The organism is Loktanella sp. F6476L (assembly GCF_023015725.1).
In the GTDB taxonomy this organism is placed as follows: Bacteria; Pseudomonadota; Alphaproteobacteria; order Rhodobacterales; family Rhodobacteraceae; genus Yoonia.
This window is the reverse complement of the sequence record NZ_JALKAR010000008.1, coordinates 134,324-154,550: the sequence shown is the minus strand read 5'-3', so window position 1 is coordinate 154,550 and position 20,227 is coordinate 134,324. Positions and strand designations below refer to the sequence as shown.

Genomic DNA, 20,227 nt, shown 5'->3' with positions numbered 1-20,227 from the left:
GTCGATCTGGTCGTAGTCTTGGAAGTCGCCAAAGTACTTTGTAATCGCCGCTGTCAGCGTCGTTTTACCGTGGTCAACGTGGCCGATTGTACCGATGTTGACGTGCGGTTTCGTGCGTTCAAACTTTTCCTTAGCCATATGCCAAAGCCCTTAAATTCGAGGGGCCAATTTGGCCCGGTTCAACTTCGCACGCGATCTATTGGGAATCGCGCCGGAAATCAAGCGTCAGGTTGTCTGCCGGAACGTCTTCGCAAAAAAATTTTGTCGCAGGTGTCGATTTCGCCATTTCTTGTGCGTCTGGATGATACAAAGGCAATGACGCCTGTGTAGAGAATGAAAGATGACCCCATGCAATATATGTGTTTGATCTATTCCGCCGAGGGCACTGGTCCACAACCCGGTTCTGACGAATTTGGCCCTTTTATGCAGGGCTACACCGATTTCACGAACGAAATGGCCAACAGTAAAAAGATGGTCCATGCCGACGCGTTGCAGCCGATTGCCACTGCCACAACGGTGACTGTCCGTGATGGAAAAACCATCACGACCGACGGACCATTCGCCGAGACGAAAGAGCAGCTTGGCGGGTATTACCTGCTGGAATGTGATGATCTGGACGACGCCATTGCACAGGCTGCGAAAATTCCAACGTCCACCTATGGCCGGATCGAGATTCGCCCCGTGATGGTCTGGGAATAACCCAAAATGTTGCCACCCCATTCGTTGCGCCAAGCCATTGACCGCTGTGCGCGTGAAGAATGGGGTCGCATCCTTGCCGCATTGACCAAATCGCTGGGTGACATGCAGCTTGCAGAGGATTGCCTGCAAGATGCCGTTACCAAGGCGATAGAAGTCTGGGCGCGAGACGGGTTGCCGCGCGCACCTGCCGCGTGGCTGATCACAACGGCCCGCAGGCGCGCCATTGACCGTCTGCGCCGCACCGCCCGTTTTCAAGCCAAAGTGCCGGAACTGTCGTATCTGGCTGACCTTGAAAACACACCTGATGAAAGCGACGACAGCGTGATCCCTGACAAACGTCTTGAGATGATCTTTACCTGTTGCCACCCCGCGCTTGAAGAAAAGACCCAAGTGGCGCTGACCTTGCGTACATTGGGTGGCTTAACGACCGGCGAAATTGCACGTGCATTTCTGGATCAACCCGACGCGATGGCCCAGCGCCTTGTCCGCGCGAAACGTAAGATTGCCGCTGCTGGTATCCCTTATGAAATCCCATCTGCTGATATGCTGCCCGCACGGACAGCTGCCGTGATGTCTGTGCTCTATTTGATATTTAACGCGGGTTACACGGGCGCTAATGCGGGCAAATGGGGGTTGAGTGACGAAGCGATCAGGCTGGCGCGGATCATCCGCACCCTGATGCCGGATGATACCGAGATCGCTGGGTTACTGGCGCTAATGCTGTTGCATGATGCACGGCGGATTGCGCGAAAATCCGACGCGGGCGAGATGATCCCGCTGGAAAAGCAAAACCGCAACCGTTGGGATCGTGCCAAGATCAGCGAAGGCGATGCAATCTTGCAGGCCACGCTACCCAAGGGACGTGTCGGGCCGTACCAACTGCAAGCCGCTATTTCCGCGCTGCACGCGCAGTCCCCTGCATGGGATGACACTGACTGGTCTCAGATCGCAGCGCTTTATGCACTGCTGTACCGGATCCAACCGTCCCCCGTTGTGCGTATCAATCAGGCGATGGCTGTTTCCTATGCGACGTCGATTGATGCGGCGCTAGAGATGCTGTCGTCGGTTGCCAAAGATCCCGATATGCACCGGTACCAACCGTTTCTGACGGCGCGGGCTGACCTGCTGCATAGATCGGGGCATCCCGACGCCCTGCCCGCCTATGATGCCGCTATAGCGCTGACCGAACTGGCAGCCGAGCGCGCGTTTTTGCAGGCCAAGCGCGACAGCATTTTGTAAAGCCCGCGACACCCGTTAGGGTCAGGTCATTCACATAAAGGAGGACCGCCATGTCACTTGGTGCATTTTCAACGAGCCTCAACGTCAAAGACCTTGCCGCATCAATTGCGTTTTACAAAACGCTCGGGTTTGAGACGTTCCACGATAATAGCGAACATAACTACGCCATCCTTAAAAATGGCGAGACTTTACTTGGGCTGTTTCAGGGGCACATCCCTGCAAATACGCTGACGTTTAACCCCGGCTGGGACAACAACGCCCAGAACGTCGATCCGTTCGAGGACGTCCGCGCCATTCAAAAACGCCTGCAAGATGCGGGGATTAAGTTAGAAGCGACATGCGATCCGGACACCAGTGGCCCTGCGCATATCATGGTGATGGACCCTGACGACAACGCCATCCTGATCGACCAACACAGATAAGAAGTGGGCGAGCCATTGCTGACCCGCCCAATCACTCATTAACCAACAAGGGCGTTATCGTCGCGTTTGATCGCGATGATAGAAGAACGTGCCAGCATACCTTCACCGTCCGGGAAAGGCGCGTCAGGGTGTTGGATGCCCACGAACATCGTGCGTTTGTCGGCAGACCATGTCAGACCAGTGACTTCGGACCCGTTTGGCCCCGTCATGAAGCGTTCGATCTGCCCCGTCACTGGATCACCTGCCAACATCTGATTGTTGCCCATTCCGGCAAAACCTTCTTCGTTGCTGTCGTCACCATCAGTCTGGATCCACAGCAGACCTGTGCTGTCAAACATCATCCCGTCAGGCGAGTTAAACAGGTTGCCTTCGTTGATGTTGTCAGACCCGGCGTTCAGATCGTCATGCACAGTCGGATTGCCCGCCATCACATAGAGATCCCATGTGAAATCAATCGCTGCGTGATCGTCGTTTTCAGGGCGCCAGCGCACGATCTGACCGTAACGGTTTGCATCACGCGGGTTTGGCGAATTTTCGACCGCAAAGGCAGGATCACCGCCCGCATTGGTGAAGTCAGGACCACGGCGCGAGTTGTTGGTCAGCGCGCAGTAGCCTTCGACAGCCACAGGGTTCACGGCGACCCATTCAGGGCGATCCATCGTGGTCGCACCCACCGCAGAGGCCGCTTTCCGCGTGAAGATCGCGATTTCAGCAGCGTCCATACCAGTCGCTTCTGGCGTCAACGCAATCCACTCACCGGTCATGTTGGTGTCGAATTTGGCGGCATAAAGCACACCGTCATCGAGCAATTCTGACGTTGGACCACCCGGAGTGTACACGCCATTGGAGACGTATTTGTACATAAATTCGCCGCGCTCATCGTCGCCCATATAGACAACAACACGGCCATCTGGTGCGATTACAGCAGCCGCATTTTCGTGTTTGAAACGGCCAAGGGCTGTGTGTTTGATCGGTGTGGATGTCGGGTCCGATGGATCGATTTCAACGATATAACCAAAGCGGTGCGGTTCGTTCGGGTTCTTAGACGTATCGAAACGCGCATCGAATTTCTCATATGAATAACGGCCCTCAGCAGCGATGCCGTAACGTGCGTAGTCTTCGGGTGCTTCAAAACCTTCGTCGGTGGAACCGAAGTAACCGTTGAAGTTCTCTTCACAGGTCAGATACGTGCCCCAAGGCGTTTTACCTGCACCGCAGTTGTTCATCGTGCCCAGAACGACGCGCCCTATTGGATCCGCCTCTGTCTTCATCAGGTCATGGCCAGCAGCTGGACCCGCGATGGTCATTGGCGTGTTTTGCGTGATGCGACGGTTCAGGTCGCTGTCTACGACAATGCCCCAACCGTTGTCGCCTTCGGCAACTTCCATGACCGTGACACCTTGCATGTTTTGCAGTGTCAGCACGTCATCGGCGCTCAAAACCGCGCCGTCAGCGTTTTGCGGCAAGTTGATCTTTGTGTTCACATATTCATGGTTCACGACGATCACCTGACGGCCATCAACCACAAAGGCTTCCATGCCGTCTGTGTTTTCGCCAAACACACGATCAGAGCTGGCAACACCGACGCCGAAATCTTGGCTTAGCTCTTCCGCATCAGAGAAAAGCGGTTCGCCCCATTTCGCAACTGGCGCCCATGAATATCCGTCGGGTACATGCACTGTGTTGTCTGTTTGGATCGGGATCGGTGTGAAACCGAAACGGCTAGCAGCCTGTGCTTCGACAGAGGTGGTGGACAGCATTGTGCCCGCGCCCATCACTGCCGCACCGGACCCGAACGCCACAATACCGCTTAGGAAACCGCGGCGTGAAATTGCTTTTTCAACAACGGCGTCGAATTCAGTTGTTGCAGCAGCGGGCCGTTGCAGTTCGTCCCATTCGTCCCATGACAGGTCGTATGTTGTGTTATCTTTCATCACCGTGGCTCCCCAAGTGGTGGCTAATTTTGGGGCGACCCTAGGAGCGGTAATTTTCAGATTTGTGACGTTAGCATTTCAGTTTTATGACACCGGCGGACTTAGGTAAATTTGTTGTCGCGCGGGAAACCACGCGGGGCCATGCGGCCTGCGCTTGCGCGTTTGCCTGTCCATTCATCAAGTTCAGTTTCGGTCCGTGTGCGACCGGCAGGATCAAGCCATGTCAGACCATCCGCACGCTGGAATGTCGTCGCATCGGACAGACCGCCATCCTTGTATTTCTGCAAACGAACACCCTTGCCGCGACCCATTTCAGGCAATTCATCAAGAGAGAACACAAGCACCTTGCGGTTCTCACCGACGACAGCAACTGTATCGCCGTTCACGCGCTTACAAATCAACGCCTTCGCAGAGGCGACGTTGAGCACCTGTTTACCGGTCCGTGTTTGCGCCAGAACGTCGTCTTCAGGCACGACAAAACCGTTGCCTTCGGTCGACGCCACAAACAGCCGCATCCCCGGTTTATGGATCAGGATGTCAATGATTTCGACGTCGTTGGGCAGGTCAATCATCAGGCGCAGCGGTTCACCCATGCCACGACCACCGGGTAGGTTCGCAGCGGACACGGTGTAGAATCGCCCGTTCGCGCCAAAGACCAGTAGGCGGTCTGTCGTTTCCGCGTGGAAGATAAACCGCGCCTCATCCCCGTCTTTGAATTTTAGTTCGCGCGTCAGGTCGATATGACCTGTCATCGCCCGCACCCATCCCATTTTGGAACAGACAACGGTGATCGGTTCTTTTTCGATCATCGCCTCAAGGGGGACTTCGACAATTTCGGCAGCTTCGGCGAATTGCGTACGGCGTGCGCCACCCGGGCTAGTGCGCCCGAATTGTTTGCGTGTTTCGCGCAATTGGTCCGCGATCGTGCTCCATTGTAGATCAACAGACCCAAGCAATTCGATCAGCCCAGCGCGTTCTGCACGCAAGGCGTCGCGTTCAGCGATCAATTCCAGTTCTTCCAAGCGGCGCAAGGACCGCAGGCGCATGTTGAGGATCGCTTCGGCCTGTACTTCGGTCAGCGCAATTTCAGGGTCTGTGACCACCCCAATCGGCGATACGTAGTCTTTGTCAGACGTGGCACGGACATGGTCCAGCGCCCAGTCTTCGGTGATCAAAGCAGGCTTTGGACTGTCGTCGTAGCGGATAATATCGATGACGCGGTCCAGATGCAGGAATGCGATGATGAAACCGTCCAAGACTTCCAAACGGTGATCGATCTTTTCGACGCGGTGTTGCGTGCGACGGATCAAGACTTCTTTACGGTGATCAAGGAAGGCGCGCAGCACCTCTTTGATCGAACAAACCTTCGGCACCAGACCGTCGATCAGTACGTTCATGTTCAAGCTAAACCGCGTTTCCAAATCGGAATTGCGGAATAGCATCCCCATCAAAACCTCTGGATCAACAGTTTTCGCACGCGGTTCCAGCACCACGCGGATGTCGTCAGCAGATTCGTCGCGGACGTCGGCCAGAAGCGGGACCTTTTTGATCTGAATAATCTCGGCCAGTTTTTCGATCAGCTTCGACTTCTGCACCTGATATGGAATTTCAGTGACGACAATCTGCCACTGACCGCGACCCAAGTCTTCGATTTCCCATTTCGACCGCAGCCGGAAAGATCCGCGACCGGTCCGATACGCTTCGGCGATGTTTTCTTTTGGCTCGACGATCACACCACCCGTCGGGAAGTCCGGCCCGGGAATGTAGTTCAGTAAGGTTTCGTCGCGGGCATCCGGCGTTTTGATCAGATGCAAACAGGCGTCGATCAGTTCATGCAGGTTATGTGGCGGAATGTTCGTCGCCATCCCCACAGCGATCCCCGACGACCCGTTGGCCAACAAGTTCGGGAAAGCCGCCGGAAACACGACTGGTTCTTCTAGCGTGCCGTCGTAGTTGGGGCGGTAATCAACGGCGTTCTCGGTCAGACCTTCCATCAAGGCCTCAGCGGCAGCGGTCATCCGCGCCTCTGTATACCGAGCAGCCGCAGGGTTATCCCCGTCGATGTTGCCAAAGTTACCCTGACCATCAACCAGCGGGTAGCGGACGTTAAAGTCCTGCGCGAGGCGTGCCATCGCATCGTAGATCGCCGCGTCACCATGCGGGTGGTAGTTCCCCATCACGTCGCCAGAGATTTTCGCGGACTTCCGGAAACCACCTGTGGAATTCAGTTTCAGTTCGCGCATCGCGTAAAGAATCCGACGGTGTACAGGTTTCAAACCATCACGCGCATCGGGCAAGGCCCGATTCATGATCGTCGAAAGGGCGTATGTTAGATAGCGATCACCCAGCGCACGGCGCAGCGGTTCTGCGACTTCGGGCATTTGCGGATCAATATCGTTGTCGGATGTATCATTGGTCATGCCCGCTGGTTTAGCGGGCGGAACTTTTGGCGTAAAGCACGGTTAGGTCTCTCAATCGAAAGTTTTCCCCCTGCGAAAACGACACCGGCTTGTGTATGCTGAGGGGGTATGGACGCGTAACGATTCTTCGGGGGACCCTATGGGCAAGTTTATCATTGTTTCTTTTCTGGCACTTGGCCTCGCATTTTATGAAATGTCGGGCGGTTCAGACTTCGTGCCGCAAGAACGCGTCGTCGTCGCAAAAGCCCCCATCGCGTCAGACACTCGTGTGGGACAAACAACCGATGTTGCCGTTTCACGTAACAATGCAGCGTCCCTGATCGCATTGAACCCGGCTGTAACGACCGTTTCGCTGGAAACCACGACACTAGTGGCAGAACCCGCAGTCGCGGTGACACCGGCTGTATCAGAGGCGGTCACCGAAGCCGTTGTTGAAGAAACAGCACCTGTCGTTGCAGCGGACCCTATTGATATTCGCGCCGTCGCTGGATCACGTGTGAACATGCGTCAGGGTCCTGGCACGAACTTTAACGTTCTCGACACACTTGATGGCGGCACTCAAACCGAAGTGCTTGAAGTGAATGCTGACGGTTGGGCACGCATCGAAGTTTTGAACACAGGCCAAATCGGCTGGATGGCCGAGCGGCTTTTGACCGACGGCTAACGGGTCGGGCCTTGCGCCCTGCCTCACATGACAGCACAAAGTGTCATGACACAAAAAACCATTCTGATTACAGGCTGCTCTAGCGGTCTTGGCTATGACGCAGCACATGGATTACGCGCCCGCGGTTGGCGCGTTTTCGCGTCTTGCCGTCAACAACATGACTGCGACCGACTGATCAGCGAAGGGTTCGAAGCCCCGCTGATCGACTACGCCGACGCAAATTCGATTTACAACGGTCTTGCCGAAGTGCTTGAGGCGACGGGCGGTACGCTTGATGCGCTATATAACAACGGGGCTTTTGCCTGTCCGGGGGCTGTTGAAGACCTGCCGCGCGGCGCATTGCGTGAAATCTATGAAACCAATGTATTTGGCGTTCACGACCTGACCCAAGCGGTCATTCCGGTCATGCGTAACCAAGGGCACGGTCGGATTGTGAATTGTTCCTCTGTCCTAGGGCTTGTCGGGATGAAGTGGCGCGGCGCCTACGTGTCGACAAAATTTGCACTGGAAGGGCTGACCGACGTCTTACGGATCGAAATGTCAGATACCCCGATCAAAGTGATCCTGATCGAACCCGGTCCCATCACATCGAAAATCCGCGAAAACGCGATTCCCCATTTTGAACAATGGATCGACCACGAAAATTCTGCCCGTGCAGAGCAATACGTCGAATTACGCGAACGTCTGTATAAGGACAGCGGGCCCGACAAATTCGAATTGCCGCCGTCCGCCACGACCAAAAAGCTGATCCATGCGCTGGAAAGCAAACGGCCCAAGCCGCGCTACTACGTGACATTCCCGACCTATCTGATGGGGGCGTTGCGGCGGGTTCTGCCAACACGTGCACTTGATTGGGTGATCCAAAAGGGATGACGCGGCAATCAGGCCCCTTTCCTTCTGGCCTCGCCCTGCTAAGTCCTGAGTGAATACAAAAAGGACCGACCATGCTGAACGACCCGCTTTTTATCATCGTCGTCATCGCCGTGCTGATCGTACTTGCCATTTTGTTGGTGGGCGTTGGCAGCTTCGGCAAGGGTGGCGATTTCAATCGTAAATACGCGAACAAGATCATGCGTTGGCGCATCGGGGCACAGTTCGTCGCGATCCTTCTGATCCTACTTTACGTTTATCTGCGCAGACAGGGGGGCTAAACCATGGTCACACTTAACAAAATCTACACAAAAACTGGTGACGCAGGCGAAACGGCACTGGGTAACGGCAGCCGTGTTGCGAAGCATTCGATGCGGGTGACGTCCTACGGCACGGTTGACGAAACCAACGCGACGGTGGGATTGGCCCGCCTGCACGCTACTGGTGACATCGACGGTCAATTGGCGATGATCCAGAACGATCTGTTCGATCTTGGGGCCGATCTTTGCCGACCGGGTATGGAAAAGGACGCCGACGCGGAATACGCGCCGTTACGCATCACAAATGCGCAGGTTGAACGGCTTGAGGCTGAAATCGACGTCATGACAAAATCTGTGCAACCGCTGAAAAGCTTTATCTTGCCGGGCGGATCAGCGCTTGCCGCACATCTGCACCTGTGCCGGACCGTATCGCGCCGCGCCGAACGTTTGACTGTTGAATTGGCGACCATGGAATCGGTGAACCCAGCCGCCGTAAAATACCTAAACCGCTTGTCTGACTGGTTTTTCCAAGCAGGCCGGATCGCGAATAACAACGGCGCGGACGACGTGTTGTGGGTTCCCGGCGCGAACCGCTGAGGGCGGGGAACACGGATCTTTAGCAACAGGAAGGACGAAACGCTGAACCGTCAGAAATGCTGAAGCGCATTTTAAGACATGGCGTCACGAAGCTTTGCCGCGTCGATTTTGCACTGTTTTCGCGTTTCGCTTCGCGGTAACACCCCATAGAGCAATTTTATTGCGCTTGATTCTAATGGGAGATAACCGCTGATGAAGGTCCTCGTACCCGTCAAACGCGTGATTGATTACAATGTGAAGGTTCGTGTCAAAGCGGACGGTTCAGGTGTCGATCTCGCCAACGTCAAAATGTCCATGAACCCGTTCGACGAAATTGCCGTCGAAGAAGCGATCCGCCTGCGTGAAGCTGGCAAAGCGACTGAAGTCGTGGCCGTTTCTATCGGTGTGAAGCAGTCCCAAGAGACGCTTCGCACGGCCCTCGCAATGGGTGCTGACCGTGCGATCCTGATCAACGCGGCTGACGATGTTCACACGGATATCGAACCATTGGCCGTTGCCAAACTGCTTGCTGCAGTCGTGAAAGAAGAAGAACCAGGTTTGGTTCTTGCTGGCAAACAAGCGATCGACAACGACATGAACGCGACTGGTCAGATGTTGTCTGCCCTGCTCGGTTGGTCACAGGCGACATTCGCGTCTGAAGTTGACGTCGACGGCGACACAGCAACTGTGACACGCGAAGTCGACGGTGGCTTGCAAACGATCAAAGTGAAGCTGCCAACAATCGTAACTGTTGATCTGCGTCTGAACGAACCACGTTACGCGTCCCTGCCAAACATCATGAAGGCCAAGAAAAAGCCTTTGGATGAAAAGACACCTGCGGACTACGGCGTCGACGTGACACCACGTCTGACCGTTGTCGGCACAACCGAACCAGAAGCGCGTAAAGCGGGTATCATGGTCGGGTCTGTGGACGAACTCGTCGAGAAACTTAAAGAAGCGGGGGCTGTGTAAGATGGCTGTACTTCTGATTGCTGAAGTTAATGGCGGCACATTGAACGCCGACGCGACTGCAAAAGCATTGTCCGCTGTGACATCGCTTGGCGACGTGACTGTTCTTTGCGCATCTTCCGGCTGCGAAGGTGCGGCTGACGAAGCTGCAAAACTGGCTGGCGTATCCAAGGTTCTGTGCTGTTCTGACGACGCATATGGCCACGATCTGGCGGAACCTGTTGCTGATCTGATCGTGTCGCTGGCTGGCGACTATGACCACATTGCAGCCCCGTCCACCGCGGCATCCAAAAACATCCTGCCGCGCGTTGCAGCGCTTTTGGATGCGATGGTGATTTCCGAAGTAACAGCCGTTGTTGATGCTGAAACGTTTGAACGTCCAATCTACGCCGGTAACGCCATCCAGACTGTAAAGTCTGCGGATGCGAAAAAGGTCATGACGATCCGGACTGCTGGTTTTGATGCAGCTGCCGACGGTGGATCAGCCTCAGTCGAGAAAATCGACGCGGCTGGTAATCCCGGTCTGTCCGAATGGGTTGAAGACAAGGTTGCAGCGTCCGATCGTCCAGAACTGACATCTGCGGGTGTTGTTGTATCTGGTGGTCGTGGTGTTGGGTCTGAGGAAGACTTCAAACTGATCGAAACACTGGCTGACACGCTGAATGCGGCTGTGGGTGCATCCCGTGCTGCTGTGGACAGTGGTTACGCGCCGAACGACTGGCAGGTTGGTCAGACAGGTAAGGTGGTTGCACCTGATCTGTACGTTGCTGTCGGTATCTCTGGGGCAATCCAGCACCTTGCTGGTATGAAAGATTCCAAGATCATCGTCGCGATCAACAAAGACGAAGAAGCACCGATCTTCCAAGTTGCAGACTACGGTCTGGTTGCCGACTTGTTCGACGCTGTTCCTGAATTGACTGCGAAACTGGGCTAAGCCCTGTCGCAAGAATTTGGAAAGGCCCGCTGTTTTCAGCGGGCCTTTTTCGTTTTAGATCTTATCTGAGACAGTGAGCCCTTCTTTGATTTTCGGGATCAATTTTGCACTTGCTTCGATATGTGAATTTACGCTCAGCATATCGGCCGCAGCTTTTGCCTGCATCGTTGGGAAATACATACCCGTGGTGCCTTGCGACAATGCAATGTCAGACGGCCGTGCGATAACTGTATTCATTACAAGATCGCTTAACCCATCCACCATGCTTTTCGTGATAAACAGCGGATCAGCGGACAACGGTTTTTCACGTTCTTGCCACGGCTGATCTGTCAGTTCTTCGCGTGAAAACCACAGAAGGATCGTCCGCTTACCGATTTGCCCCAACATATTCCGCATACGCGCAGACCAAGCCGCCCTTAATTCCGACACCACGATATCAAACCGATCTGGCGACCGATCATACAATGCGCCCAGCATGTGGCGGGTAAAGGTAAATTCGGAAAAATCGACTTCGTTGTAGATCGCTTGCAAGACAGTTGAGGCCCGCAAAAAGCGGTCATTGCGCCGTGGATGCACGGAATAGAACCGGTTCGACAGGTAATTAGCACCCATCACTTGCACAACGGTCACGTCGGCATCGTGGCAGGCCGCCATAATCGTTGGATCGTTCACAAAGGCATCCACGCCGCCGTTGACGCAGCCAAAGTTCACACAGGTTCGTCGCAGTTCTTTTTCAACCAACGCAGGAAACGGTCGGTCGATGAATTTCCCAAAGGTTTCGGTGCCGCCCAAAAACGCCAAATAGGGCGAATCTAGATCACGTTTTGGGCCCCGGAAAAAAATCCGCGACATCCCATAGCGACATGGCGCATAGGATAGGCCCCCGCCTTCGATGATGTCATGTTTCATGGTTCCCACACTTCATAGCTTCGATAGAAGAACAGATTCGCCGAAAAACATTGGGAAATTGCTAAAGATAGAAATTGATATTCCTTTTACGTACCGCCCCCGCTTGAAGCCGCGTGCAAGTGCAGCATAAGGTGGCCACAATCATGCGAGAGGCGATCCTATGACGATTCAACGCGTTGGAATTATTGGTGCAGGCCAAATGGGCAATGGGATTGCCCATGTTTTTGCCCTTGCCGGCTACGAAGTTATCATGAACGATATCAACGCTGATGCGTTAACCGCTGCCGTGCAACGTATTGATAAGAATATGGATCGTCAGGTCAGCCGCGACGCGATCACTGCCGATGCGAAGGAAGAAGCCCTGCGTTTGATTGACACGACAACAACGCTGACCGATCTGGGCCAGACCGATCTGATTATCGAGGCCGCGACAGAACGCGAAACGATCAAATCCGCGATTTTCGAAGACCTCGTCCCGCACCTGAAACCGGATACGATTCTGACGTCGAATACGTCATCTATTTCGATTACCCGCCTTGCAGCCCGTACAGATCGGCCTGAAAAGTTCATGGGTTTCCACTTTATGAATCCTGTTCCAGTGATGCAGTTGGTCGAATTGATCCGTGGAATCGCCACCGATGAGGCGACATTTAAGGCCTGCGAAGGTGTCGTCGCACGCCTTGGCAAAACATCCACGGCGTCCGAAGATTTCCCCGCCTTCATCGTGAACCGCATTCTGATGCCAATGATCAACGAAGCGATTTACACGCTTTACGAAGGTGTCGGGTCAGTGAAATCCATCGATACGTCCCTAAAATTGGGTGCAAACCACCCGATGGGACCATTGGAATTGGCTGATTTTATTGGCTTGGATACGTGCCTTGCCATCATGAACGTCCTGCACGATGGACTTGCGGATACCAAATATCGCCCCTGCCCGCTTTTGACGAAATACGTTGAAGCAGGCTGGTTGGGTCGCAAAACAAAACGCGGTTTTTATGACTACAACGGCGAAACCCCGGTTCCGACTCGTTAACTATATCAACGACTTAGCGACAAAGTCTCTTGACGCAACCACGCCATAAAGCTGCGCGTATCGCCGATGCGCGCGTCGATTTCTTCGCATGAGAACGGCTTGCCCACGACTGGCGCCATCGGCTTGTTCACCGCGCGGGCAATTTCGTGGATCAACAGACCCTGTCGCAATGTCGCCGACACCTGGTTTGCGATCTGGTATGCTCGCGAATTGCTGCCCAAGAAGTGCATCGGCACAACGGTCGCACCGGATTTGCGGATCATTTTTGCAGTAAAGGCGTTCCATGGAGCTTCGATTGCAGGGCCGAACATCGTGTCAGACGATGCGACGACGCCTGATGGAAACAAAGCGATCAGTCCGTCTTCGGACAGATATTTCATCGCCTTCTTGCGCATCTCGACCATCTGTTCCTGCGCGTCAGGTTGATGGGGAAATGGTACCGGAATGAGGTAATTCGTGGCTTCTTCGTCTAGCCCAGTCAGCAACGACCGCGTCAAAATACGGTAATCCGGACGGACACGGCCAACCAGTTCAGCAAATACGATGCCATCGACCAAACCATGGGGATGGTTCGCGACAAGGATCACCGGACCGGTCTTTGGAATATTGGCCAGTTCTTCCGCGGGGGTTTGCAGATCAATACCCATCGTTTCCAGAACGCGTGTGAACACTTCCTGACCACGTGGGGCGCCCTGCTGTTCAAACTTGCGGACAAGGCGACCGATCTTGATCTTACCCGTCATCATTTCGATAGACCGGATGACACCACGCTGCCACGGACTGTCGAAAGACCCAGCATAGCTAAGCGCGCTTCGGTCATAATGCGGCTTCACGATAGAAGACGTGCCGGAGCCTTGCGCCAATTTTTGGGTGGTTTCGGTCAAAGCGGGTTCCTTCAATCACCCTCGGCTAGACTAATCGCCTTCGCCAAACTTATCTGCAACAAGATCCTGCAGTGCTGCCATCAAGGCATCTGCGTCCGATCCGCTGGTCTCGACCTCAATAAAGGTTCCGATGGATGCTGCCAACATTAAAAGGCCCATTATGCTATCGCCGCCAGTGTCCATGCCGTCTTTTCTAACGGTCGCTTGGGCGTCGTGCGCTTCGCACACTTCGGCAAACTTGGCAGATGCACGCGCATGTAAGCCTTTGATATTCAGAATTTCCATTGACTGGGTTGGCATATTTAGGAAGCCCCAACGCTCATACTATTGATATACTTGTGCGCGGCAGTCAGGGACGCGTCAACAGCATCGGCTACTGGGCGATGGCGCGACTTGGCCAATTTGATCAACATCGGCAGATTTGCACCATACATGATGCGCCGATTCTCTGGATTGCAGGCTTTGATCGAAAGGTTAGACGGCGAACCACCAAACATATCCACCACGACGACAACGCCGCTGCCGAAATCGACAGCATCGGCCGCGTCGCAAATTTCGGTTTGTTTCGTGCTGCGGTCATCTTCGGCACCAATTGCAATCGTGCGAACACCGTCCTGATGGCCAACGACATGTTCCATCGCAGACCGATATTCTTCGGCCAGACGTCCATGTGCTACGATGACAATTCCGATCACGCAATCTGCCTTGACGTTAAAGTTTGCGCGGCACCTTCGCGCCGCTCCAATTCCCTGTGACGTATAGATACAGGCCAGCCACCCATTTCAAGTGCTGTGGCTAGCTTTTCCGTAACGGCGACCGAACGGTGTTGCCCGCCGGTACACCCAAAGCCGATGGAAAGGTGCGATTTACCTTCTTCTTTGTAGGCTGGCAGCAGCATAGCAACCAAATCTTGCATCTTTGCAAAGAAGTCATCGAATCTTTTGTCTTCGGCCACATAGGCCTCCACATCCGCATCCCGCCCGTCTTTGGCACGTAACGCTGGATCCCAGTGCGGATTGCGTAAGAACCGGCAGTCCATCACGATATCCAGCCCGCGTGGCAGTCCCCGTTTGTACGAGAACGAATGCAAGGTCACACCAAGGAAAGGCCCGCCATTCACCGCAAACTGTCGTTCGATGTCCGCCTTCAGATCGTGCGGGGACAGATCCGTTGTTTCGATCAGGATATCCGCCAAATCACGGATTCCTTTCAGTTTTGCGATCTCTTCTTCGATCCCGTTCAGCGGCGTCCCGTCGGGTGACAATGGGTGCCTGCGGCGGGTTTCAGAATACCGGCGCACCAAAACATCCTGCGACGCATCAAGGTACAAGACCTGCCCGTTCACGTCATCACGGCTGCGCAGGTCCTCGATGATGTCTTTCAGGACCCTCGGCCCGAAATCACGGTTCCGCACGTCAACGCCAAGGGCCAGCGGGCGTCCGGCCTGTGGGCCATCCAGTAGTCGGGGCAACAGCGATAGCGGCAGATTGTCGATCACCTCGAAACCGAGGTCTTCTAACGCCCGTACAGCGGTGGATCGGCCAGCACCGGACGGTCCGGTGACAATGACGACCGGAATAGGCGATTGGGCGGTAGGTGCATCGGTGGTGGTCATCGAAGGCTCCGGCCTGCTTTCAGCATTTGCAGCAGTGATGCAGGAAAATGTGGGTTTTTTGCGCCCCAAAGCAAGGGGATTTTGTGATTAAGCCAAGTCACGGTTCGGTGTTCCGGGACCCGCTCTGTTTCGGTTTGCCCTAGATCGACGGCAAGAACAACAGGTGACGGGGGGGCCGGTTCAGCGTTGAGAACGCCAATTTGTCGGGCTTCGATCAATCCCGCGATGGTCGCAGGACATGTTGCAACCAAATTCTGTTGGTCGGTGATTAACGTCACGCGGTCATCCGCAATAAGCGCCGCACCATATGCCATCAGTTGCAAAGCAAGGCTGGATTTTCCGGACCCAGATGGGCCGGTAATCACAAGCGCCTTTTCGTCAAAGGCAACAGCAGTGGCATGAAGCGTAAGGGTCATACGCCAACTTTACCTTAAACCGGCAGACCTACAACAAAGCGCGCACCAAGCGGTTCCGACGTCAGATCAGCCTCTGTCGGGCGGATATTTTCAGCCCAGATCACGCCACCATGCGCTTCGACGATTTGTTTTGAAATCGCGAGCCCAAGACCAGAGTTATTCCCGAACTGACCTTCAGGACGTTCCGAATAAAAACGCTGGAACACCTTATGGATCGCTTCATTCGGGATACCCGGACCGGTATCTTCGACAACCACCAGAATTCGATTTTCACGGCGTCTGGCCCACACACGGATCGCATCACCGTCTTCACAGAACGAAATCGCGTTGGTGATCAAGTTGACAAAAACCTGAGCGAGACGGCCTTCCAGCCCCTGCACCATGATGGCTTGATCAGGCAGATCGTCGATATAATCGATCCCCTTGTCTTCTGCTTCTTTGCCCAAGAATTCGTTCAAATTGCTCAGCATTTTCAGCAGGTCAAAGGTTTCTTCTTCTTCCTTGACCAATTCACTATCAAGACGCGACGCGTTCGAAATGTCACTGACAAGGCGATCCAAACGCCGCACGTCATGTTCGATCACTTCCAACAGCTTTTCGCGCTGATCATCACGTTTCGCGACCCGCATGGTCCCAACTGCGGACCGCAACGATGCGAGCGGGTTTTTGATTTCATGCGCGACGTCAGCGGCAAATTGTTCATTGCCTTCAATACGTTCGTACAGGGCTTGCACCATGCCACGCAACGCACCGGACAGACGGCCGATCTCATCGGGACGCGCTGTCAAATCAGGAATACGAATTTTCGTCGGTGACATTTTGCGCGCGTTTTTATCGCGCCCAAGTTCAGCGGCTGCCGCCAGATCCGCGAGCGGATTCGCAATAGTCGACGCCAAAACAAGGCTCAAACCGATGGAAATGACGATACCCACGATAAACAACCGCAGGACCTGTTCACGTTCCTGCGCGACCAACTGATCAATTTCACCCGCTGCAGATGCCAGTGCGGCGACACCGATGTTTTGGCCGTTCTGTTTCAGCGGCGTTGTCACGATGAACGTTGTGTTCCCTTCGTCACCAAACGCATGAAACTGGGTTCCCGTTTCCATCGCACTTGCGACTTGGGCGCTGGTGAATTGGACCAGTTCAATATTGCTGCTGGTTTGCGGTTCAGACCCGCCGAAAACGCCGGACATGCGATCCCATACACCGGATAAAATGTCCAAAATCAGCGTGTTCCCAGCGATTTCATCTAGACCTGAAACGTCTGGAATTTTGCCGGTGCCTTCTGCCGCACCGATAAATTTCGCATTGGGATCAAAGATCATCACCTGAATACGGTCACGCAACGTGATTTTGGCCAGACCAGCAATCACATCGATACCTGCGGACGTCGCAAGATCGACCGCTTCGGTTTCGGGTAAATTCGCTTCTAGGACATCCGCGACCAGCTCTGCCTCTTTGACGAGGCTGTTTACGCGTTGGAATACAAGGCTGTCACGTGATGAACTGAGATACAGAACGCCCGCGATCAAAAGCATGACAGCGATCAGATTGATCGTAATGATTTTTCGGGCAATCGGCGAACTGCGCAGCAACGACAGCAGGCCGCGCGACCGACGCCGTTCGCCCTGTTCGTTTTCGCCGAGCGCTTGTGGCGCCACCCAATCATCACCAATCACAAGATCAGGGGCCCGCGCGGCTTTGCGCACGGACTCGAGGTCTCTGACATCAATCTCTTGGGTGGTCACAGTCATAACTTACAACTTTACTCTTCGTTGTAACGGTATCCGATACCATACAGCGTCTCAATCGCCGAGAATGTGTCGTCTGTATTGCGCATCTTCTTGCGCAGGCGTTTGATGTGGCTGTCGATCGTCCGGTCGTCCACATACACCTGATCATCGTAAGCCACGTCCATCAACTGATCACGTGATTTCACGAAACCCGGGCGTTGCGCCAATGCCTGCAGCAACAGAAATTCCGTGACAGTCAGAGATACGTCCTGACCTTTCCACGTCACAGCGTGACGCAGTGGGTCCATCGACAATTCGCCCCGCACCATAACCTTGGTGTCTTCTGTCTCTTCAATCTCTTCGCCTGAGATTGCATCCTGCCGACGCAGCAAAGCGCGAATACGCTCAACCAACAAACGCTGCGAAAATGGCTTTTTGACATAATCGTCCGCGCCCATGCGCAGACCAAGGACTTCGTCGATTTCATCATCTTTGGAGGTCAGGAAAATGACCGGCATTGATGTTTTCTGGCGCAGACGCTGGAGCAGGTCCATCCCGTCCATCCGCGGCATCTTAATATCGAGAACAGCCATATCTGGCATACGTTTGTTAAACGCTTCCAGTGCGGATTGGCCGTCGTTATATGTTTCCACCTCGAAGCCTTCAGCTTCAAGCGTCATGGAAACGGAGGTCAGGATGTTGCGATCATCATCGACCAAGGCGATTTTTGACATTGGGATTTGCCCCTTATTGCTCTGTTTGTTGGTTTCTGCCCACTACTGAGCGGAATCATTCACCTTTTTGGTGTAGCGAATCAAGCCGTTCAGCGAATCAGTGCCAAATTCGTGCCTTATTTGCCTCTATTAACGTTACGGCCACCTTAACGTGCACGCCAGCCCATTGATGGTAGCGCTAACTTTTTCGTGCTTGCGCTAACATAAAATTGGTAGCGCTAACGTTAGCGCAAGGGGGCTAGGCGGATCATAATCCACTGATATGACAGTTTTAGGTCAAACAGACCCAAAACGCCAAAAGGAGCGAACCCATGGACCAAGGAACGGTCAACCCGCAGATGAAGCTTGAAGATCAAGGCATCAAAGGGCTGGGTTATGTGTACTATAACCGCTCTGAACCCGAATTACAGGCCGCTGCAATTGCAGCAGGCGAAGGTGTTGAAGGCCAAGGCGGCACATTCCTTGTCACCACTGGCAAACACACGGGTCGGTCCCCGAAGGACAAATTCGTTGTCCGCACGCCATCTGTCGAAGACACGATCTGGTGGGAAAACAACCCGCCGATGGATATGGACAAGTTTGACATTCTCTACGCGGATATGCTGTCCCACATGCAAGGCGGCCGCGTTGACGTGCAAGATTTGTTCGGCGGCGCTGACCCTGCGCACCGTCTTGATGTGCGCGTGATCACGGAACTGACGTGGCATTCGCTGTTCATTCGTCACCTGCTGCGTCGCCCTGAGGCGTCCGAGCTAGAGACGTTCACACCGGACTTCACCATCATCAACTGCCCGTCGTTCAAAGCGGACCCGGCCAAGCACGGATGCCGGTCTGAAACGGTCATTGCGCTGAACTTTGAAAAGAAGGTCATTCTGATCGGTGGCACCGAATACGCTGGCGAAAACAAGAAGTCCGTCTTCACACTGTTGAACTACCTGTTGCCAGAAAAAGGCATCATGCCGATGCATTGCTCTGCCAACCACGCGCCAAACAATCCGGTTGATACGGCTGTTTTCTTTGGCCTGTCCGGCACCGGCAAGACAACGCTGTCCGCTGATCCGTCCCGCGTTTTGATCGGCGACGACGAACACGGTTGGTCAGATCGCGGCACGTTCAACTTTGAAGGCGGCTGCTACGCCAAGACGATCGGTTTGGACCCAGAAGCTGAACCTGAAATCTACGCCACTTGTTCGATGCCACACACGGTTATCGAAAACATGGTGTTCGACAAAGACACCAAGGAACTGGACTTCAACGACGATAGCCTGACCGCGAACATGCGCTGCGCTTACCCGTTGAACTACATCGGCAACGCGTCCGAAAGCGCCTTGGGTGGCCATCCGAAGAATATCATCATGCTGACATGTGATGCGTTCGGCGTACTGCCCCCAATCAGCCGCCTGACACCTGCGCAGGCGATGTACCATTTCCTGTCCGGCTTCACCTCAAAGGTTGCGGGTACAGAACGTGGCGTGACAGAACCAGAGCCGACATTCTCGACATGTTTCGGCGCACCTTTCATGCCACGCCGCCCAGAGGCGTACGGCAAGTTGCTCCAGCAAAAGATCGCGACACATGGTGCGACATGCTGGTTGGTGAACACAGGTTGGACTGGCGGTGCCTACGGTACCGGATCACGGATGCCGATCAAAGCGACCCGTGCCTTGCTGTCCGCAGCATTGGACGGATCACTGGTCGAAAACGAGTTCCGCAAAGACGAGAACTTTGGCTTCGAAGTCCCAATGACATGCGACGGCGTGGACGCCACATTGCTCGATCCACGCGCCACATGGGCCGACAAAGACGCGTACGATGCGCAGGCCGCAAAGCTGGTCGGCATGTTCAGCGACAACTTTGAAAAGTATGTGCCGTTCATTGACGCGGACGTGAAAGCTGCGTCAATCGGGTAA

22 protein-coding genes are annotated in these 20,227 nt (G+C 54.3%); 11 read left to right on the top strand and 11 right to left on the bottom strand.

What is annotated here, in order from left to right; translation table 11 throughout:
- Positions 1-138: GTP-binding protein (locus MWU61_RS15665; RefSeq protein WP_247129357.1), on the bottom strand; the 138-nt coding region annotated here is incomplete at its 3' end.
- Positions 139-348: 210 nt separating this feature from the next.
- Here MWU61_RS15665 and MWU61_RS15660 point away from each other — a divergent pair.
- From MWU61_RS15660 to MWU61_RS15650, 3 genes are read left to right on the top strand one after another with little or no spacing between them, the layout of a single operon-like run.
- Entirely contained in the window at positions 349-699 is a 351-nt protein-coding gene (locus tag MWU61_RS15660) for a YciI family protein (RefSeq protein WP_247129350.1), read from the top strand.
- Between the two features lie 6 nt (positions 700-705).
- Positions 706-1,938 carry a sigma-70 family RNA polymerase sigma factor gene (locus MWU61_RS15655; protein WP_247129348.1) on the top strand — a complete coding sequence of 411 codons (1,233 nt, stop codon included), beginning with the start codon at positions 706-708 and terminating at the stop codon, positions 1,936-1,938.
- A 50-nt stretch (positions 1,939-1,988) separates the two neighbouring features.
- Positions 1,989-2,360 carry a VOC family protein gene (locus MWU61_RS15650; RefSeq protein WP_247129346.1) on the top strand — a complete coding sequence of 124 codons (372 nt, stop codon included), beginning with the start codon at positions 1,989-1,991 and terminating at the stop codon, positions 2,358-2,360.
- 38 nt (positions 2,361-2,398) lie between these two features.
- Here the strand turns inward: MWU61_RS15650 and MWU61_RS15645 are convergent, their stop codons facing one another.
- Both MWU61_RS15645 and MWU61_RS15640 read right to left on the bottom strand, forming a co-directional pair.
- Positions 2,399-4,294 carry a PhoX family phosphatase gene (locus tag MWU61_RS15645; protein WP_247129345.1) on the bottom strand — a complete coding sequence of 632 codons (1,896 nt, stop codon included), beginning with the start codon at positions 4,292-4,294 and terminating at the stop codon, positions 2,399-2,401.
- A 101-nt stretch (positions 4,295-4,395) separates the two neighbouring features.
- A complete protein-coding gene (locus tag MWU61_RS15640; RefSeq protein ID WP_247129344.1) occupies positions 4,396-6,714 on the bottom strand; it encodes a DNA topoisomerase IV subunit A in 2,319 nt (772 codons plus the stop codon).
- 139 nt (positions 6,715-6,853) lie between these two features.
- Between MWU61_RS15640 and MWU61_RS15635 the strand changes: the two genes are divergently transcribed.
- From MWU61_RS15635 to MWU61_RS15610, 6 genes are all read left to right on the top strand, one after another.
- On the top strand, positions 6,854-7,378 hold the full coding sequence (locus tag MWU61_RS15635; protein ID WP_247129343.1) for an SH3 domain-containing protein: 525 nt from the start codon (positions 6,854-6,856) through the stop codon (positions 7,376-7,378).
- 45 nt (positions 7,379-7,423) lie between these two features.
- On the top strand, positions 7,424-8,251 hold the full coding sequence (locus MWU61_RS15630; protein WP_247129342.1) for an SDR family NAD(P)-dependent oxidoreductase: 828 nt from the start codon (positions 7,424-7,426) through the stop codon (positions 8,249-8,251).
- A gap of 71 nt (positions 8,252-8,322) precedes the next feature.
- Positions 8,323-8,529 carry a twin transmembrane helix small protein gene (locus MWU61_RS15625; protein WP_247129341.1) on the top strand — a complete coding sequence of 69 codons (207 nt, stop codon included), beginning with the start codon at positions 8,323-8,325 and terminating at the stop codon, positions 8,527-8,529.
- A 3-nt stretch (positions 8,530-8,532) separates the two neighbouring features.
- Entirely contained in the window at positions 8,533-9,105 is a 573-nt protein-coding gene (locus MWU61_RS15620; protein WP_247129340.1) for a cob(I)yrinic acid a,c-diamide adenosyltransferase, read from the top strand.
- Positions 9,106-9,297: 192 nt separating this feature from the next.
- The gene (locus MWU61_RS15615; RefSeq protein ID WP_247129338.1) at positions 9,298-10,056 is read left to right on the top strand and encodes an electron transfer flavoprotein subunit beta/FixA family protein; all 759 of its coding nucleotides are present in this window, start codon (positions 9,298-9,300) and stop codon (positions 10,054-10,056) included.
- A 1-nt stretch (position 10,057) separates the two neighbouring features.
- The gene (locus MWU61_RS15610) at positions 10,058-10,987 is read left to right on the top strand and encodes an FAD-binding protein (protein WP_247129337.1); all 930 of its coding nucleotides are present in this window, start codon (positions 10,058-10,060) and stop codon (positions 10,985-10,987) included.
- 54 nt (positions 10,988-11,041) lie between these two features.
- Here the strand turns inward: MWU61_RS15610 and MWU61_RS15605 are convergent, their stop codons facing one another.
- A complete protein-coding gene (locus tag MWU61_RS15605; protein ID WP_247129336.1) occupies positions 11,042-11,896 on the bottom strand; it encodes a DUF6473 family protein in 855 nt (284 codons plus the stop codon).
- Positions 11,897-12,056: 160 nt separating this feature from the next.
- Between MWU61_RS15605 and MWU61_RS15600 the strand changes: the two genes are divergently transcribed.
- Positions 12,057-12,932 carry a 3-hydroxybutyryl-CoA dehydrogenase gene (locus tag MWU61_RS15600; RefSeq protein ID WP_247129335.1) on the top strand — a complete coding sequence of 292 codons (876 nt, stop codon included), beginning with the start codon at positions 12,057-12,059 and terminating at the stop codon, positions 12,930-12,932.
- A 5-nt stretch (positions 12,933-12,937) separates the two neighbouring features.
- Here the strand turns inward: MWU61_RS15600 and MWU61_RS15595 are convergent, their stop codons facing one another.
- From MWU61_RS15595 to MWU61_RS15565, 7 genes are read right to left on the bottom strand one after another with little or no spacing between them, the layout of a single operon-like run.
- Complete coding sequence (locus tag MWU61_RS15595; RefSeq protein WP_247129356.1) at positions 12,938-13,795, bottom strand: lysophospholipid acyltransferase family protein; 858 nt, start codon at positions 13,793-13,795, stop codon at positions 12,938-12,940.
- 51 nt (positions 13,796-13,846) lie between these two features.
- Positions 13,847-14,116, bottom strand: a complete 270-nt coding sequence (locus MWU61_RS15590) for an HPr family phosphocarrier protein (RefSeq protein WP_247129333.1) — start codon at positions 14,114-14,116, stop codon at positions 13,847-13,849.
- 2 nt (positions 14,117-14,118) lie between these two features.
- Complete coding sequence (locus MWU61_RS15585) at positions 14,119-14,511, bottom strand: PTS fructose transporter subunit IIA (protein ID WP_247129331.1); 393 nt, start codon at positions 14,509-14,511, stop codon at positions 14,119-14,121.
- Positions 14,508-15,431, bottom strand: coding sequence for an RNase adapter RapZ (gene rapZ, locus MWU61_RS15580; protein WP_247129330.1), 924 nt, complete (start codon positions 15,429-15,431; stop codon positions 14,508-14,510). The genes MWU61_RS15585 and rapZ overlap by 4 nt, the downstream gene beginning before the upstream one ends.
- Entirely contained in the window at positions 15,428-15,847 is a 420-nt protein-coding gene (locus MWU61_RS15575) for an HPr kinase/phosphatase C-terminal domain-containing protein (protein WP_247129329.1), read from the bottom strand. The genes rapZ and MWU61_RS15575 overlap by 4 nt, the downstream gene beginning before the upstream one ends.
- Positions 15,848-15,861: 14 nt before the next feature.
- Complete coding sequence (locus MWU61_RS15570) at positions 15,862-17,604, bottom strand: sensor histidine kinase (protein WP_247129328.1); 1,743 nt, start codon at positions 17,602-17,604, stop codon at positions 15,862-15,864.
- A gap of 11 nt (positions 17,605-17,615) precedes the next feature.
- Entirely contained in the window at positions 17,616-18,317 is a 702-nt protein-coding gene (locus tag MWU61_RS15565) for a response regulator transcription factor (protein ID WP_247129327.1), read from the bottom strand.
- Between the two features lie 311 nt (positions 18,318-18,628).
- On the opposite strand from MWU61_RS15565, the gene MWU61_RS15560 reads away from it, so the two are divergent.
- Complete coding sequence (locus MWU61_RS15560; RefSeq protein ID WP_247129326.1) at positions 18,629-20,227, top strand: phosphoenolpyruvate carboxykinase; 1,599 nt, start codon at positions 18,629-18,631, stop codon at positions 20,225-20,227.